Consider the following 18622-nt stretch of genomic DNA (forward strand, 5'->3'; position numbering starts at 1 on the left):
CATGAGCGGGTTAGAACGCATACAACTGTAGAGGAGTGACAACTATGTTCGAAAATAGACCTATAAACCCCATTCGGTTCATTCAACAAATGAAGCCAGATACAGTTAAGCCTTATGCAAAAGACAGGGAGCAGCTAGGTTTTGAGGCAATATTGTCCCCTCTACTTCAACAAGCAGCGCTGAATTCCACTAGTGTCATTCACGTTGCTATTGACGGTACGCACGATGCCCAATATCAGCATGTTCTAGCCAGGCTGATAGATGTATTGGAACAAAAAGGGCATAAGACGGTTTTTATCGGCACCGATAGCTTTATGAAGACAAGCGAAGAGCTTCGTACGTACTTTAAAGAGAATATTTCAGAGGACCGTGCATTGGGTTGTTTTTCGGATGCCAAGATTGCAGATTATTTTGTTCCAGAAGCACAAGCCAAGATAGACAACTTCAAAGACCGCATTCAATTACCAGTTCACCAAACAACCTTCATCATCACGTTCGGACCAGGGTCCTATTGGCTCGGGAAAGGCAACTACGATATCACCTACTTCCTGGATTCTGCTGAAATACAATGACGTAATAATCGAGGCTCTTCGCCTCATTGTCATCCATTATGGGCATCCGATCATTCTCTGGAATCGTTGTTAAATGAGACTATAAAATAACCAGTTACCGATCAATTTTCGGTGACTGGTTATTTTGTTAGGGGAGAATTGTTATTATTCTTTAATGATTTAGTAAATCTAAAATTCAGCTATGCTATGACCCTATTAATTCTTTACTTTGGGGGTGTCCAAATGATAGAATACTTAGATTATTTCATATAGGGTTTAGAGATTATTATTACAAGGAGTGATTTTTTTGCTAACAAATATAATTCTTGCTGGTGAATGGAAGTTGCAATTGGATGGTAGAAAAGAAGGGTTATCTTTACCGTTTATTGATTCTATGGATTTACCTGGTACGACCTCACATGCTAGAAAAGGTCCTAAAAACGTAAGCGCTCTCGTAGAATCATTGACCGATGAATATTTATTTGAAGGATACGCTTGGTTTTCAAGAGAGATTGATATTCCTATGGAGCTAGTAGAGAAAAACTGTTTTCTTTATTTAGAGCGGACAAGAATGACGAGAGTGTGGATAAATGATGTGCAAATTGGATCAAGTCATAGTCTGAATGCTCCACATCTTTATGATCTGACAGGACATCTATCTTGTGGATCGCAGACCCTTACGATCTGTGTGAATAATACCGATTATCCGACGAAAGGTGGGCATATGACCTCTCCGGATACACAGACCAATTGGAATGGAATTACAGGGAGAATGGAGTTGCAGTTCTTTAGCGAATCTTATCTCAGTGGTATTCAAATTTACCCGAATATCTCGGCACGATCCATAGAAGTTATTGCCGATATGCTGGGTGAGGTCAAAGGGAAATTATTCGTTTCCGCCTCAAGCCTGAACTCTGCCAATAAACATGATGTAGCTGAACAAGTGTATGACATGCTCGATTCAAAGGTTTCTATTACGTATGATATGGGTCCAGCCGCAATGCTGTGGAGTGAGACGGAACCGAATCTTTATCAATTAAAGGTTGTATTACAGGGGGAATCAGGTGAGCTTCTTGACCGACAAGAGATCACTTTCGGACTCCGGGAATTTAAAGCGGAAGGGGATAAATTCACTATTAATGGGGAGAAAACCTTTCTCCGTGGCAAGCACGATGGACTTATCTTTCCGCTTACAGGTTTTGCTCCAACCGATTTGGAGGACTGGATCAGCGTTCTTAGCATTGCTAAATCATATGGTATCAATCATTATCGTTTTCATACTTGCTGTCCTCCAGAAGCAGCTTTTACAGCAGCAGATATGCTTGGCTTATACATGGAGCCAGAGCTGCCGTTCTGGGGGACGATTACAGAGGCGTCAGATGAAGGGCATAATCCTGCAGAACAGGAATATTTAATCCAAGAAGGATATGCTATTCTGAAAGCGTTTGGGAATCATCCATCTTTTGTCATGATGTCGCTAGGCAATGAGCTATGGGGAAGCAGGTCTACGATAGATGCTATATTGAAGGCTTATAAGTCATTCGATAATAGAAGATTGTACACGCAAGGTTCGAATAATCATCAATTTATTCCGGAAATATTGGAGCATGATGATTTCTTCTGCGGAGTTCGGTTCTCAAAGGAGAGGCTGATTCGGGGTTCCTATGCCATGTGCGATGCACCGCTGGGGAATGTTCAGACCTTAGTACCAAATACACTTTGGGATTATGATGAAATGATTAGCCCTGCGAATCTGGAGGTTAGCAACATCGAATCCAATGAGGCGGGTGATACCATTCAAATTCAGTATGGAACAGAAGCAAAAGATGTGAAGGTTGATGATATAAAGGAAGAATGGATTCCTGAAATACCTGTTATCTCTCATGAGATTGGACAATATGCGACCTTCCCTAATTTTGATGAAATTCAGAAATATACAGGATCGTTGAAGGCAAAAAACTTCGAGATTTTTCGTGAGCGGTTAGAAGAGAAAGGTATGGGACATTTGGCAGCTAAATTCTTTGAATGCTCTGGCCAGTTGGCGGTTGCTTGCTATAAAGAGGAGCTCGAAGCAGCATTTCGTTCGAAGAAACTCGCTGGATTCCAACTTTTAGATCTTCAAGATTTCAGTGGACAAGGAACTGCGTTGGTAGGCATGTTAGATGCATTTATGGATTCAAAAGGATTAATCGAACCTGACGAATGGCGTACCTTCTGTAACGATGCTGTCCTTATGGCTAGGTTCTCAAGCTATAATTGTGTAGCTGAAGAACAATTTCATGCGCATGTTGAGCTGTCCTGGTTCCGCAATGATCCTCCTGAGCAGCTCGATTTAAAGTGGGAGCTGGCCTATGAGAGTGAAGTATGGTCAGACGGGTCAGTAACTGTGACTGTTCCAAGCAAGTCGAATTATTTGGATTTATGTGATCTGAACATCAGTTTGCCACGCGTTAATAAGATGTGTAAGGTGAATTTGAATCTCAGCATCGTAGGGACGGATGTTCGTAAAACCTATCCACTTTGGATTTATCCGAAGCAAGTAGATGTGGATTTTTCAGATATTCATCATTTTGATTCGCTTACGAGTCAAGCGCTGTCCTTACTGGAGGCGGGTGAGAATGTATTATTGATGCCAAAGCCGGAGCATTTATCTAATGCAATTGAAGGTTATTATTGTACTGATTTCTGGTGTTACCCCATGTTTCGCTCCATATCTGAAAGCATGAACCGCCCGGTGCCAGTTGGAACAATGGGATTAGTGATTGCTAAGGATCATCCGGTGTTCGCAAATTTCCCATCCGATGAATTCTCCACGTATCCTTGGTGGAACATCGTATCGAATGCTAAGTCGATTATTATGGATGGTGTGAGTAAAGACTGGAGTCCAATCGTACAATCGATCGATAATTTTGAACGAAATCATAAATTAGGTTTACTCTTCGAATGTCGTGTTGGCAAGGGGAAGCTACTTATAAGTGCGATAGATGCTGAGAAGGTTTGTGAGGTGCCAGAAGGAAGACAGTTTCTTTCCAGTATCATCACTTACATGAAATCGAATGACTTTAATCCTCAGTATGTATGTGACCCAGCTGAGCTGTTACAGCTCATTCGATAACCCATTTTGGAGACGATTTGCAGAAGTTATTTTGAGTCTTACACTAGTGCACAGCTGATTGGTTTTCCAATCGGCTTTTTTGCTATCTAGTTTGAATTTCTATCAATCTCTCAATCTTCCGATACCCCCTTAAGGGATACCCAGCCCCCATAATTATTGGTATACTTTAACAAATGAATCTACTTATGGAGTGTTTAAGGAGGTTATGGTCGATGAGATCGAGCGGAATTCTTCTTCTTTTTATAGCACTTGTAATAACCGGTTGCTTTGATCAGCTATCTAATGGAGAAGACAAGTTTACAACAACCATTAATGAACAAGAAGATGTGATAAACAGCCATGGAATGATTGTTAAGAATCTTGAGAAGCTGGATGACTTTATCCAAAATAAAACGGGTACACAGCGTGTGGTTCATTACACAATTGAAGGTGATCCGATCTTTAATGACTTGAAATATACTGACCAAGGGATTGAAATGCGGCATGATAATTCTGAAGATACGTTTGGTAGTCCCCAAGTAACCACATACACTTGTCAGAACCTTGTTAGAAACGAAACGGATAAACTTCTGTCGTATACCTTAACGGGCTGCGAGGGCGAACAAGCAAAGATCGAACTGCTCCAGATTCCTTTTGACGTAACGAAACAAGATAAGTTTGAGTTTGTTTTAAAGTATGGCGTGAACTTAAAGAATGAGATCAACACCATTGATATGAAGCTAGTGAAAGATCTCCAGAATGGGGAAGTTGCCAGTGTTAACGATTTTGAGCTTACTGAACAGGAACGTGGACAAATCTATAAAGAAATGGTTCTGGCGAATTATTTAGATGAAAAAGAATTATCTACAGAGTGTAATCGAAAACCTGCTGTAAGTTACGATTTAACGGTTCAGATTAATAGTGGAGAGCGTCATTATCAGTGGACAGAATGCCAAAATACTGAGGATGATGGTCAAATGACTGAATTGGCTCAAGCGATCATTAAGATCGTACAGGCCGGAAGTATTTATAAACAACTGCCTGAGGTTAAGGGGCATTACGAATAATTACACTATATAAATTGAATTTTGAAACTTTAGAAAAGGAAACGGAGTGACGGAGGGGAAGTTTGGAACTGCAGGAGCGATAGCGTTCGCCTGAAAGCTTTCCGTAGGAAAGCTCGCTTCGGAAGCATGGGCCGTCACCGGATTTCAACCGTGAAACACGGTATATAATCAAGAAATCTGGGGACAACAGCGACCGGAAGTCCAAACATTCACCGCAGTCACGTTTACCTTAAAGAAATACCTTAAGTTTTTAACTAATTTTTATTCTCAGATCATTGGAGGCAGCATTTATGCACCGAATATTGTTAATTGAAGATGACGAAGCAATTAGTGAAATGGTTAAGTCCTATTTAGTAAAAGAGGGCTATGAAGTGGAAACGGCGTTTGATGGTGAAGTAGCGGAAATGACATTCCGTACTAGTAATCCTTTTGATCTTGTATTATTAGATCTCATGCTGCCCAAGCGCAGCGGTACTGATATTCTCCAGACGATCCGTGCGACAAGTCTAGTTCCGGTGTTGATCATGTCAGCCAAGGACAGCGATGTGGATAAAGCACTTGGACTTGGCTTTGGAGCGGATGATTATATAACCAAGCCATTTTCGATGATCGAATTAGCTGCAAGAGTGAAGGCTGCGATACGAAGAGCGGGTTATGCTACACCCACCATCCAAGCGGAAGTTTTGATTCCGTTGAAGCAAAAGATTTCCATTGGTGACCTGACCGTGGACTTGGATAATTTCTCTGCACTAAAGAACGGGGAAGAAGTGAAGTTAACATCTAAGGAATTTCATATTCTTAAGCTGTTTGTCACGCATCCGGGTAGAGTCTTCACCAAAGCGCAGATTTATGCAAGCGTGTGGGCAGATGATTATTTCGGGGATGAGAACGTTATTAATGTACATATGAGAAGATTACGCGAAAAAATAGAAGATGATCCCTCCCATCCAGAGTACATCAAGACGTTATGGGGGATCGGGTATAAGCTGGGAGAGCAGCTATAATGAGCATGGCGCTTAGTGTGGTCATTGTACTCCTGCTCGTCGTCATTGGATGGCAATATCAGAATTCGCGCAAAGCTTCAAGTGATCTGAAATATATTCATGACAAGCTAAGCAGCATCATGGCTGAAGGTTCACATGAAAGACTGCTGTTATTCAGCAGTAATGTGGAGCTGCAAAGTGTGCTGATCGATCTAAACCGGCTGCTCGATGTTAACCATAAAGGAAGCATTGAGCGCGTGAAGCTGGAGAAGTCCATGCGTAATATGCTGTCGAATATTTCCCACGATCTTAAGACTCCGCTAACGGTAGTACTCGGTTATATTGAAACGATTCAGCAGGATGAGCATATGCCAGCCGAGGAACGGGAACGCATGATGGATACGATTCACCAAAAAGCGAATGAAGTGATCCGTCTGATGAATAAGTTCTTTGATTTGGCCAAGCTGGAATCGGGGGATCGAGAAATCAATCTTACACGTGTTGAAGCAGGCGAAGTATGCAGACGAAATATTCTTTCCTTCTATGATATCCTTAGCGCCAAGGGCAGTGAGGTGGAAATAGAGATCCCTGATGAGTTACTTTATTTCATGGGGAACGAAGAGGCGCTTGACCGGATCTTGTCCAATTTGTTATCGAATGCGATTGCTTATGGCGATGCCGGAGGTGTATTAGGCTTGAAACTCTATAGTGATAAGAACAAAGTATACATAGATGTTTGGGACCGGGGAAAAGGCATTAGCGAAGCACACCAGGATAAAGTATTCGAACGGCTATATACACTGGAGGATTCGAGAAATCGATCGTATCAAGGCAGCGGTCTGGGTCTGACCATCACCAAAAGATTAACGGAGCAGATGAATGGAACCATTACACTGGTTAGTCAACCGTTTGTGAGAACGGTATTTACCCTTTCTTTTCGTAGATTAAGCTTCTAAAGAATGAAATTGTGTACAGCTTAAGATTTTTGTAAGAATCGAGTAATAAAAAAGAAAATTCTGCTGTGTACAATAAGAACTAAGGAAGACGAGACGAAAACAAAGGGGAGCGCGGAAATGACTACGATACTTCGAACAAGAAATTTAACAAAAAACTATCAAGGCAAAGAAGCCGTTAGCAATGTAAACATGAATATTAAACAAGGTGAAATCTATGGCTTTCTTGGACCGAACGGTGCCGGCAAAACAACGGTCATGAAAATGATCACGAACCTCGTTAAACCTACGAGTGGCGAGATTGAATTTTTTAATGAAAAAATGACAAATCATTCTTATGAAATGCTCAAACGGATGGGCTGCATCATTGAATATCCAGTGTTCTATGATAAGCTGACAGCCAAAGAAAATCTGATCCTGCATGGAGAATACATGGGCTATTATGATCCGCAAGCGATTGGTGAAGCACTGGAGCTGGTAAAGCTTACGGGTATCGATAAAAAGCCGGTGAAGCAATTTTCGCTTGGGATGAAGCAGCGGCTTGGTATTGCCAGAGCCTTCATGACGAAACCTGAGCTACTCATTCTGGATGAGCCGATTAATGGATTAGACCCTGTGGGAATCAAAGAGATGCGTGAAGTGTTCCGGATGCTTAGTCGTGAATATGGGATGACGTTACTCGTATCTAGCCATATTTTGGGAGAAATCGAACAGATTGCTGATACGATAGGTGTGATCCGGGAGGGTGCACTGGTAGAAGAAGTGGCGATGGATTCCATTCGCGGTCAAAATACAGAATATATCGAAGTGGTTACGAATGAAATTAACAAAGCAGTGTACGTGTTGGAGCACAAGCTTGGCCTCAATAATTTCAAAGTGCTGGATCATATTACAGTAAGAATATATGACGGTGGAATCTCACAACGTGATCTGAATAAGGCGCTAGTGCTGGCAGATGTGGAAATTGAGAGCATCAGCAAGAAACAACATACACTGGAAGATTATTTTTTACAACTGATCGGGGGTGAGGGCGTTGCTTAAATTAATATCCTTGGAGATTCGGAAGAATAAGCTAAAAACGCTTCTTACAGGCGCATCAATCGTCAATCTTGCTATTCTTGCTTTTATGATTATGGTGTTATTCGTTGATCGAAATGAGAGTGAACCCTCGTTCGCTTCTTATGCAGATATGTTTGAGGGTGTGTTCGTTTTTGTGAAGGCTGCTTATATTATTTTCGCTTCGGTTATTATTAGCAAGCTGGTGATTGATGAGTACAAGAACAACACCATCACTCTTCTCTTCATGTACCCTATCTCACGCAAAAAGCTAATGACTGCGAAACTATTGATAGTGTTCGCCTTCACATTTGTTGCCATCATCGTGTCTGACATTGTGGTTGGCGCTATCCTAATAGGATTCAATTCCTTTGTAGGGCTTATTCCGGGTGAGTTAGACCTTTCAATGATCAGTTCAGAGTTGATCAAGTTAGGCGCAAACGCATTTTATGCAGCAGGTATCGCTCTAATTCCATTGTACTTTGGGATGAAGAAAAAATCAGTCCCTGCTACCATCGTGTCTGCTGTGTTGGTTACTTCCTTAATTTCTGGTGGATTTGATCAAGCTCGTTTAGGTAATTTAGCGGCGGTGTCGATCTCGCTTGGCTTGTTAGGAGCAGGTATTGCCTATATGGCGATTCGTAATATTGACCATAAAGATATAGCCTAAGACAGTTACAGAAATCCCTCTTAAGAATCTCAGTACGATGTGTAAGTCATCGTGGCTGGATTCTATAGGGGGATTTGGTGTTTATCTGCGACTGAATAAAGTAAATTTGCTATAATGGTCATAATAGAAGAATTTAAAATTTGAGATAATTTCCGTTCATTTTAGGGTAATGATAATGGATGAGAGAGCCTGAGGTGAAATGAATTGTGGATAAAGACTGGACGTCCATTCTAAAACGATTGCTTTCCGAAGAGAGCGCTTATACATCGTTATACAACCATCATCCTAATGTGATATTTGCTTTGGATCGGCAAGGTCGCTGCGTAGGAACGAATCGTACGTTCTATCTGGAATCCAGTGCAGATGCATCGGTCCAAGATATAGGTCTGACAGCACTTAAGAGAATATACCTTGTTGATATAGCTGATTTTGAGGCTGCACTCCAAGGAAGTTCCTCTAGCTTTGAGTTACAAGATGTGAATGACCCCAAAGCGGATGCCGTGAGGGGGAACTTTATTCCTATAACGATAGATGAGGGAATTGTCGGGGTATTTGCGATCATTCAAGTGGATAACGGCAACTATCATCATTATTCGGAAGGGTTACATGACTGGCTAAATGGATTGGCGGATTCTTTTAAAGCTAAATTATTTGGTAAGGGAGAACTGGAGACAACCTTCAAACCAACTTTTACTGCTGTAGTCGAGGAGAAGCGAGCGAACCTTATTCTGAATTCCGTCTCAGCTGGGATATTCGTACTAGATAATATGGGGCGAACGCTCTTTATTAACCGTGAGGGAGCAGATATGCTGGGCTACCAGCCTATAGAATTGATTGGTATGAAGCTGATGGAATATATTCATCAAATCCAAGGTGATGGCTCACGTTATTCAACTCCTGACTGTCAGATCAGTCTTACAATTGCAGATGGTATTATCCGCAGAAAAGATGATGAGATCTTCTGGCGTAAGGATGGAACCAGCTTTTTTGTGAATTATCGGGTGTCTCCTCTTATGGATGGGGGGATGATTGCAGGTGCGGTTATTGCTTTTAGCGATATCACGAATGCGAAAGAAATCATTCGCGCTAAGGAATCTGCAGAGCAGGCGGCGCAAGCCAAATCTGATTTCTTAGCGATGATGAGTCATGAAATCCGGACACCGATGAATGGAATGATTGGCATGTCAGATCTTTTACTTGAAACGGATCTAGGAGAAGAACAGCGAGGGTATGTCGAGATTTTACGAAGCAGTAGTTACACGCTATTACAGATATTGAATGACATTCTTGATTTCAGCAAGATGGAAGCGGGAAAAATGCCACTACAATCCGAATCATTTGAGCTCCGAGAGATGATGGCGGGTATCATTGATTTATTTACGCCTAAAGCGGAAGAGAAGAAACTGGCATTACGGTGGTGGGCGGATACGAGTGTTCCCACGACATTACTAGCCGATCCGATCCGTTTGCGGCAGATTATTGTCAATCTGGTAGGCAATGCTCTAAAATTAACAGAATATGGAAGCGTCACACTATCGGTTAAGAACATTCCACTTTCGGATTCAAAAGAATATTTATTGGAATTCTCGGTACGCGATACAGGTGTAGGGATTGCCGATAATAAACTCAACTTATTGTTTCAATCCTTCTCTCAGCTGCACCCAACCATCAACCGTAAATATGGCGGTACAGGATTAGGACTCGCTATTTGTAAGCAGCTTGTTGAGTTGATGGGTGGGACAATCTTTGTAGAAAGCGAAGAGAATATAGGTTCAACGTTCCGGTTTATGCTACCCTTCATAAAAGAAGAGGCTGAGTTAAAACTAACTTCAAATCAAGAGGGGTAAACACAAATCTCCGGTCCATTGACTTACGAAGTAATGGCCGGAGATTTGTGTGTGATTATTAATCTTGAAGCATATACATAAGTCCTACAGTATGCGGGCCGCAATGGCTGCCAATTACACAGCCAGCATGGAGGGTAGCAATTTCGTTCACTTGAGTTTTTTCTCGTAGTGCTGTCTCCAGATAGCGAGCATCCTCTTCCGCCAAGGTATGGACAACGATGAGCAGCTCTTTATCCATTCGATCAACGTTAACCATGGCGTTCTGGAGCATTTGTTCCACGGCTTTTTCTTTTTTACCACGTATTTTACTAGTAGGTACGATGCTGCCGTCTACAAGTCTAAGAACAGGACGAATTTTGAGCAGGCTACCGATGAAATTCTGCATACCTGAACAGCGTCCACCCATATATAAGTAATCTAGCGTATCTACCACGAATTCTGTTTCTACAAGATTACGACTCTGCTTCAGCATAGCTGCAATCTCAATGGCACTTAGACCTTTTTCAGCGGCTCTGACAGCTTTCATAACGAGAAGAGCAATGCCTCCACATAAAGTCTGTGAATCAATAACCTGTACACGCCCCTCAGGAAATTCCCCAGCAGCCAAAAGTGCATTCTGATATGTAGAGGATAGTGACGAGGAGAGGCTGATATATACGATATCATTTCCACTGCTAATTACGGGTTGAAATGCAGCAATGAAATCTGCAGGCGAAGGTGCTGCCGTTTTGGGCAATACACCACTAGCGGCTACACGGCGATACACTTCCTCGGGTGTAATATCTTCACCATCTTTGTAGGTTCCTTCTTCAAATACTACATAAAGCGGAACGATGCCGATGTTATAAGTATCCTTCCAGTTCTGAGGTAAATCGGAAGTGCTGTCTGAAAATATTTTTACATTAGACATGAATTTCTCCTTCACCGATAATCGGACGACAATCGTCATTATTGAATCACATAATCTATTTATTATACCAAGATTGAGTCGATTCTCAAAATGAAATCGTAGAAATTCTGAAAGAAAAAAAGACTATCCGAAATTCCGGATAGTCTAAGTAAGCATTAATTTTTTTTCATAACCGGTATCCAGATCTCACAGCGATAATCCTCTGCATCAGGTCTTCCCGGAAGGTATAACTCAAACTCAGGTCCACCTGTATGCTCGTAGCCTGTGGAAGGGAACCACTCTTGGAAAATACGTGCCCATACCTGCTGGATAGCATCCGGCATCGGCCCAACTGAGGTGAACACAGCCCAACTCGCAGCTGGTATCGTCGTAGAAGCAAATCCCTGAGCATCCGTCTCTGGAGAGGCTTCGACAGCAATCCAATAGGAGAAAGTTTCTTTTTCGTGATTAAAATCTTTACAAATACCAAGGATGTCCTTATCAACACCGATCTCAATCAGTTTATCCGACGTACCATTTGCGTTTGCTTCTATCCACAACTGGGGGATGCGGCGCAGATTCTCCCCATTTTTCGTTGTCATTTCCTCAACAAGTCCGATAACATTAAAGGCGTCTCTTGTCTCAATTCTGTAGTCCATTTCTTTATCTCCCTTCAGTGATAGATGGAAGGAGAGTCTTGGGAAAGCTTTGAGCTCTACCCCTGGCTCCCGCGCAGCTGATGGTGTAATTCCATGTGCCTTGCGGAATGCTTTGGCAAACGATTCGGGAGAGTCATATCCGTATTTTAATGCTACATCTAGCACCCTAACTTTAGAAATAGCGAGTTCCTGTGCCGCCAGAGTTAATCTCCGTTTACGGATATAGTCTTTGACTGATACTCCGGTAAGCATGAAGAACATGCGCTGGAAGTGAAAGGGGGAGGAATATGCTACCTTTGCTATATCTTCTGTATTAAAGGGTTCCTCCATCTTGCTCTCCATATAATCTAAAGCTTCTTTCATGCGGATAAGCCATTCCAAGTCTGCCATCTCCCTTTGAGTTCATACTATCATGCCACCATTTGCAAATCCTGTTATTCCTTGCTCTCTAATGACAGGTTGCTGATGGAAGAATGATCTTAACAAAATCATCCTATATAGTATAACTCAGGAAGGTGGAGAGAGTCAGCTTTGTAATCTGTACACTCTTGCTTCGTAAGGACGCAGAATTTCTTGTGTTGGTGATTCATCTGGGTAATTTCCAATGATTAAATCAGTAACGGTGCTCAGCTCAGCGGAGAGATCAACGGTTTGAGGAGCCTCGCTAAAGTTCAGCAGGATTAGCCATTGCTCATCATCTAAAGTTCTAGTGTAGGCATAGATATTTTCATGGTCAGGTAGCACTAGCTTATACTCCCCATATACCATAATCGGATTCTCTTTGCGCAAAGCAATCAGCTTTTGGTAGTAGTAGAAGATTGAATCAGAATCCGCCAATGCTTGTTCTACGTTAATATCTTTGTAGATCGGATTCACTTTGAGCCATGGTTCTCCCTCTGAAAATCCAGCATTAAATGATGCGTCCCATTGCATTGGAGTACGGGCGTTGTCCCGGCCTTTGATATGGATAGCGTTCAGAATTGTATCATGATCTGCGCCACCCTCCGTAACTTTTTCACGGTACATATTCAGAATTTCGATGTCTTTGTAATCTTCCAGCGTTGTGAACTTTACATTCGTCATTCCAATCTCTTCGCCTTGGTAAATATAGGGGGTGCCTTTAAGTGTATGTAGTAAGGTAGCAAGCATTTTGGCAGATATTACGCGGTACTTCCCATCATCGCCAAATCGTGAAACCATGCGCGGCTGGTCATGGTTGTTTAAATATAGACTATTCCAACCCTTGTCAGCCAGACCAACCTGCCATTTATGGAGTATGTCGCGCAGCTTGGTTAATGTCCATGGAGCTACGTCCCATTTGCCTCCAGGGCCGGAATCTACGTCCATATGCTCGAATTGGAATACCATCTGAAGCTCTTCGCGATCTTCGTCGGTGTAAAGAACGGCATCCTCTACCGAAGCTCCTGGCGTTTCCCCGACGGTCATAATGTCATAGCTCGAAAGCACCTTTTGGTTCATTTCATGTAAAAACTCATGGACCCGGGGTCCATTCATAAAGTAATCGCCGCCCCAAGCTAGTTCCTCTGGCGCTTGGCCTTCGATTTGAAAGGAAGGTAGACCTTCCGCTTTAGAAATCAAATTAATGACGTCCATCCGCAATCCATCCACACCCTTGTCGAGCCAGAAGGTGATCATCTTGTATAGTTCTTCACGCAGCTTTGGATTGTCCCAGTTGAGATCCGGTTGCTTGCGTGAGAACAGATGTAGATAGTATTCACCGGTAGTTTCATCTAGCTCCCAAGCGGGTCCGCTGAATATGGAGCTCCAATTGTTTGGGCGTTCGCCATTTGGTCCACCTGGACGCCAAATATAGTAATCACGGTACGGATTATCTTTTGACGAACGGGACTCTACGAACCATTGATGTTCATCTGAAGAGTGGTTGATTACAAGGTCCATCATTAGTTTAATGCCACGATCATGAAGTCCGGTCAGTAGTTCTTCCCAGTCTTTTAGCGTACCGAATTCATCCATAATGTCTTCATAATCGCTGATGTCATAACCATTATCATCATTTGGCGATTTATATACAGGTGATAACCAAACTACATCGACACCGAGCTTCTGCAAATAATCCAGACGTGAAATGATTCCTTGCAGATCTCCAATACCGTCACCATTACTATCTTGAAAGCTGCGTGGATAGATTTGATAAACGACAGCTTCCTTCCAAAAGGTTCTTTTCATTAATAATCACTCCTTATATAAGTTATCCATTTAGAGAAAAAATAAAGAGACCCTAAAAGCTATTAGCTTCAAGGGTCTCTTGTGGTGTCGGTTTATACTGTGACGGAATTGCTGTCAGCAGTGATGCTGCTTAGTCCGTTCACGGTATATTCTTTGTCATAGATAGTAATAGAAGCTGGAATATCAGTTTCATTCGTAACCGTAACCTGTGCGTCCGAAACGCTTACTTTTAGACGGGAGCCGCGGAACATGATTTTGAAAGAGTACGCTGTCCAGTGACCTGGGTTCGATGGGCTCAGAGTCAGTCTACCATCATGAACACGTAATCCGCCGAAGCCATGTACGATGGACATCCAAGTACCGGCCATACTAGTGCTGTGTAAGCCGTCTTCGGTATCATTGTTATAGTTATCAAGATCCAGTCTTGAAGTACGCAAGTACATTTCATAAGCCTTATCCTTATATCCTAGTTCGCTGGCTAGAATAGAGTGGATACAAGGGGATAGGGAGGACTCATGAACAGTGATCGGCTCGTAAAAGTCGAAATTCCGTTTTTTGGTATCCAGATCGTAACGGTCCCCTAGGAAATATAATCCCTGCAGAACGTCCGCTTGTTTAATGAAGCAAGAACGAAGGATACGATCCCAAGACCATTTTTGGTTTAATGGCAGGTTCTCAGCTGCCAGATCCTTGACTTGTATAATCTCTTTATCTAGGAAGCCATCTTGTTGTAAGAAGATACCCAGTTCTTCATCCGCAGGATAATACATTTTGGCAATGATATCATTCCATTTTGCGGTTTCGCTCTCTTGGAGTCCTAGTTTGTCAACTAGTTCTGCATAGCGTGTGGATTCGTTCTTTTTCAGATAATCCAGAGCTTCTAAGGTATATTCCATAGTCCAAGAAGCCATCCGGTTGGTGTACCAGTTATTATTTACGTTATTTTCATATTCATTAGGTCCCGTTACGCCAAGCATCACGTATTTGTCTTTACGATTTGCATAGTGAACACGTTCTTCCCAGAAGCGGGAGATTTCCACCAGAACTTCAAGGCCATATTGACCAAGATAAGCTTTGTCTCCTGTGTAGTTCACATAGTTGTAAATCGCATAAGCAATGGCGCCGTTACGGTGAATTTCTTCAAATGTAATTTCCCACTCATTGTGGCACTCTTCTCCGTTCATGGTAACCATTGGGTACAATGCACCTTTTGCGAAACCTAGCTTACGAGCATTCTCCTTAGCCTTCTCCAAATGCTTGTAACGATAAATCAACAGGTTGCGGGCAATAGAGGAGTCTGCTGTACTGAGATAGAAGGGAACGCAATACGCCTCTGTGTCCCAGTAAGTGCTGCCGCCGTATTTTTCACCTGTAAAGCCTTTAGGTCCGATGTTCAGACGATCATCTTCACCATTGTAAGTTTGATTCAGCTGGAAAATATTGAAGCGAATCGCTTGCTGTGCCGACACGTCGCCTTCAATAATGATGTCGCTTTCTTTCCATTTTTCTCTCCAAGCGTCTATTTGTTCTTTCAGAAGGGTTACAAAACCAGCTTCCTTAGCAGCTTGCAGAGCAGTTTGAGCGGCATCGACCAATTGTCCAAGACCGTGATTACGCGAGGTTACGTTAGCAACATATTTATAGATGACGATTTGGTCGCCAGATTGTACGGATACATTCATTTTGCTGGCTACATATTTCTCTTGTTCAATGGCTTCAGCTTCAGTGTTGACCTTCTCACCGTTGATTAGGACATCAAAAGCCATAGTAGAGGTTACATGGAAATCGAGTTTTTTGGTCTTGAGGGTAAGATACCCGCCTTCAGTGCCTGCTTGCTTCTCAACTTCATTCCAGAACTTCTCGTCATAGTTGGAATCCTTATTCTTCACATCACCGTCGAGATAAGGTGTGATTGTAATCTTACCTGAGAAATTAACAGGAACGATGGAGTAACGAATAGCCCCAATTTCTTGACGAGTCATGCTGACGAAACGGATACTCTCAACTTTAACTTCCTTACCATCTTCGAGTGTGGCAGTGAAGCAACGGGAAAGCGTACCTTCCTTCATGTTAAGGACACGACGGAAATCGGAAACCGTACATTTTGCCAGGTCTAAAGGAGTTCCGTCAATATCGATGTTAATACCGATCCAGTTCGTGCTGTTCAGTACTTTTGCAAAATATTCAGGATAGCCGTTTTTCCACCAGCCGACCCGTGTTTTGTCAGGATAGTACACGCCAGCCATGTAGCTGCCTTGCAGGCTACTTCCACTATATTGTTCTTCAAAATTAGCTCGGCCACCCATAAATCCGTTGCCAAGGCTAAATACACTTTCAGAGATTTCTTGTGTCTGTGGATCAAAAGATTCTTCAATAATGGACCATTCATCAATTGTTAAATATTGTTTCACGATAACCGGCTCCTTTAAATATGTTGTGGGGATATATAATGAACTATATCTCTACTTTGGTGCTTGTGAGACGCTCCGATGGCGAAGGTTGTTCCGATCGCTGTTGTCCTCAGATGCATAGACTTGAGAATTAAAGGTAAGCATCTGGGGACAAAGGCGAACGCAAACGCTTCTACATAATCCTTTCGCCATCTCCACTTCAAGCTAACCTCTAGACATTTCATTTATAAGTGGGATGCAGCAGGGCGAATCACATTAACACGTTCAGTTGATTAATGTTCGTTAGAATTTAAGCAAAAGATTTTTTGAGTTGTGGCACACTCATATGAGCGAGCGAAGGAACGACGATGTTTGCAGCATTGAGTGTTTCTGGTGAACCAATTCCAACGCTGAACATTCCAGCACGCGACGCAGCTTCAATTCCTGCTTCTGCATCTTCGAAGACAACACAGTGTTTAGGATCAGCACCTAGTGCTTTGGCTCCTAAAAGAAAAACTTCCGGATCAGGTTTAGCAGCACTAGTGTGTGTGCCATCGATGATCGCATCAAAGTAAGGGGTCAATCCTGTATTATTCAATATCGTCATTGCGTTCTTACTAGCAGAACCGAGGGCAACTTTGATGCCATTCTCACGGCATTCTTTCAGAAAATCAAGCGCACCTGGCAAAATCTCTGAGCTATCCATCTTCGCAATATATTCGACATAACGATTATTCTTTTGTTCCGCAAGCTTAGCTTTCTCTTCTTCATCGATAGTTAGTCCGCCGATTTCCAGCAAAATATTTAATGAGGCAGTTCTGCTGACTCCTTTAAGGCGTTCGTTATCTTGTTCTGTGAAGAGAAACCCCAGTCCATCTGCAAGCTCTTTCCATGCGATATAATGGTATTTGGCAGTATCAACGATAACACCATCCAAATCGAACAAGCAGGCTTTAATTTCCGTCATTGTAGTACCTCCTAAAAAGTTGTGACAGTATCGTGATCCGTTGCTAATCGTATCTGAGTTTTATTTCGAACGTATAAGCTTAGCTTAAGATAGTTAAGTTTATCCTAACCTCACAATCGAATATTCACCCTGAAAAGAACTGGATCAAGAAGATTTAAATGATTTAGCGCAAACGTTTGTACACATTTTCAAAAAATAAATGAAGCGTTTAATCGCTTCACTTATTCATTCGGTTTTGTTCTTAGCATGAGAGTACATAGAAGACTCTCTCACGATCAGGCGATGTGGAATAACAAATCGGTTCGTATAACCAGCATCGTGATTCGGACTCTTGATATTCTGAATAAGTACCTGAGATGCAGTGTATCCAAGATGATAAATTCCGATATCAATGCTACTGATCGGAGGGCTGGATAATTCAGATAATGGAATATTGTTAAAGCTTACAATAGCGAGATCGTCAGGAACTTTGTAGTTCAGTTCATTCAATCCGCGTAAAATTCCGAACGACACCATATCATCCACTGCAACAAGAGCAGTAGGCCGGTTAGGCAAATTCATGAAAAAAGACATCGCTCTATATCCGCTATCCTGTAGAAATTCACCTTCTACAATCCATTCATCACGCATTTCAAGACCGCTATTCAGCAATGCTTTACGGTATCCTGCGAGACGATCGCGAGAAACAATTAGATTCGGCGGTCCACTTACGAAGCCAATACGTTCATGACCCATTGAAATGAGGTGGTTTGTAGCATCATATGCTGCCATCACATTATCGTTATCGACAGATAAAATATTCTCATATCGATCACTTCGGCCTACCAGTACGAATGGGTAATCGTTACTCTCTAGAAAGTCAATAACAGCATCATCTGTACGAGAGTAAAGCAGAATAACACCATCTACTCGACGACCCTTTAGAAGTCTTGAAACGGCTTCCAATTCTTCCTTCTCGTTTGCTCCGGAGCTAATTAACACATCGTAGCCGGAACGGCTAGCTTGTGTAACGATCCCCCGGATTAATTCCATAAAAAATAGATTTGAGAACAGCTCTTCAGCTGGTTTAGGAAGACTGAAGCATATGCTGTTTGTAGTTTTCGACACTAGACTCTTAGCCATCATGTTAGGTGTATAGCCCATATCTTCCATAATAGCTTTAACCTTGCGGGAAGTTTCCAGGCTGATTCTGGGGTGATTGGACAATACCCGGGATACCGTGGAGGGAGATACTCCCGCTTTCTTGGCCACATCCTTAATGGTAACTGTCATAGAAACCTCCTTATGG

The 18622-nt window shown here is 42.3% G+C and carries 14 protein-coding genes; 8 read left to right on the forward strand and 6 right to left on the reverse strand.

The genetic code is table 11. From position 1 onward, the window contains the following. The first annotated feature begins 44 nt into the window (after nucleotides 1-44). From NSU15_RS09105 to NSU15_RS09140, 8 genes are all read left to right on the forward strand, one after another. The gene (locus NSU15_RS09105) at nucleotides 45-572 is read left to right on the forward strand and encodes a hypothetical protein (RefSeq protein ID WP_339290012.1); all 528 of its coding nucleotides are present in this window, start codon (nucleotides 45-47) and stop codon (nucleotides 570-572) included. Between the two features lie 286 nt (nucleotides 573-858). Beyond that, the gene (locus tag NSU15_RS09110) at nucleotides 859-3666 is read left to right on the forward strand and encodes a glycoside hydrolase family 2 TIM barrel-domain containing protein (protein WP_339290014.1); all 2808 of its coding nucleotides are present in this window, start codon (nucleotides 859-861) and stop codon (nucleotides 3664-3666) included. A 212-nt stretch (nucleotides 3667-3878) separates the two neighbouring features. Beyond that, entirely contained in the window at nucleotides 3879-4712 is an 834-nt protein-coding gene (locus NSU15_RS09115) for a DUF4362 domain-containing protein (RefSeq protein ID WP_076117512.1), read from the forward strand. A 290-nt stretch (nucleotides 4713-5002) separates the two neighbouring features. Continuing rightward, nucleotides 5003-5716: a response regulator transcription factor gene (locus tag NSU15_RS09120; RefSeq protein WP_339290016.1), complete on the forward strand. Its 714-nt coding sequence runs from the start codon at nucleotides 5003-5005 to the stop codon at nucleotides 5714-5716. Beyond that, nucleotides 5716-6651, forward strand: a complete 936-nt coding sequence (locus NSU15_RS09125) for a sensor histidine kinase (RefSeq protein ID WP_339290017.1) — start codon at nucleotides 5716-5718, stop codon at nucleotides 6649-6651. Before NSU15_RS09120 ends, NSU15_RS09125 begins: the two co-directional genes overlap by 1 nt. Nucleotides 6652-6768: 117 nt before the next feature. After that, complete coding sequence (locus NSU15_RS09130) at nucleotides 6769-7689, forward strand: ABC transporter ATP-binding protein (RefSeq protein ID WP_076117507.1); 921 nt, start codon at nucleotides 6769-6771, stop codon at nucleotides 7687-7689. Continuing rightward, complete coding sequence (locus tag NSU15_RS09135) at nucleotides 7673-8374, forward strand: ABC transporter permease (protein ID WP_339290019.1); 702 nt, start codon at nucleotides 7673-7675, stop codon at nucleotides 8372-8374. Before NSU15_RS09130 ends, NSU15_RS09135 begins: the two co-directional genes overlap by 17 nt. 206 nt (nucleotides 8375-8580) lie before the next feature. Further along, nucleotides 8581-10221 carry an ATP-binding protein gene (locus NSU15_RS09140; protein ID WP_076117504.1) on the forward strand — a complete coding sequence of 547 codons (1641 nt, stop codon included), beginning with the start codon at nucleotides 8581-8583 and terminating at the stop codon, nucleotides 10219-10221. A gap of 58 nt (nucleotides 10222-10279) precedes the next feature. On the opposite strand, the gene NSU15_RS09145 is transcribed toward NSU15_RS09140, so the two are convergent. From NSU15_RS09145 to NSU15_RS09170, 6 genes are all read right to left on the reverse strand, one after another. After that, nucleotides 10280-11131, reverse strand: coding sequence for a DegV family protein (locus tag NSU15_RS09145; protein ID WP_076117502.1), 852 nt, complete (start codon nucleotides 11129-11131; stop codon nucleotides 10280-10282). Between the two features lie 155 nt (nucleotides 11132-11286). Further along, complete coding sequence (locus NSU15_RS09150; protein ID WP_339290021.1) at nucleotides 11287-12132, reverse strand: GyrI-like domain-containing protein; 846 nt, start codon at nucleotides 12130-12132, stop codon at nucleotides 11287-11289. Between the two features lie 162 nt (nucleotides 12133-12294). Continuing rightward, a complete protein-coding gene (locus NSU15_RS09155; RefSeq protein WP_076117499.1) occupies nucleotides 12295-13977 on the reverse strand; it encodes an alpha-glucosidase in 1683 nt (560 codons plus the stop codon). Between the two features lie 92 nt (nucleotides 13978-14069). Then, nucleotides 14070-16388, reverse strand: coding sequence for a glycoside hydrolase family 65 protein (locus tag NSU15_RS09160; RefSeq protein WP_076117497.1), 2319 nt, complete (start codon nucleotides 16386-16388; stop codon nucleotides 14070-14072). Nucleotides 16389-16677: 289 nt separating this feature from the next. Next, the gene (gene pgmB, locus NSU15_RS09165; protein ID WP_042125822.1) at nucleotides 16678-17334 is read right to left on the reverse strand and encodes a beta-phosphoglucomutase; all 657 of its coding nucleotides are present in this window, start codon (nucleotides 17332-17334) and stop codon (nucleotides 16678-16680) included. A gap of 225 nt (nucleotides 17335-17559) precedes the next feature. Next, entirely contained in the window at nucleotides 17560-18606 is a 1047-nt protein-coding gene (locus tag NSU15_RS09170) for a LacI family DNA-binding transcriptional regulator (protein WP_339290024.1), read from the reverse strand. Between the last annotated feature and the right edge of the window lie 16 nt (nucleotides 18607-18622).

The sequence above is a fragment of the Paenibacillus sp. FSL E2-0201 genome, assembly GCF_037963325.1.
Classification (GTDB): domain Bacteria; phylum Bacillota; class Bacilli; order Paenibacillales; family Paenibacillaceae; genus Paenibacillus_AQ.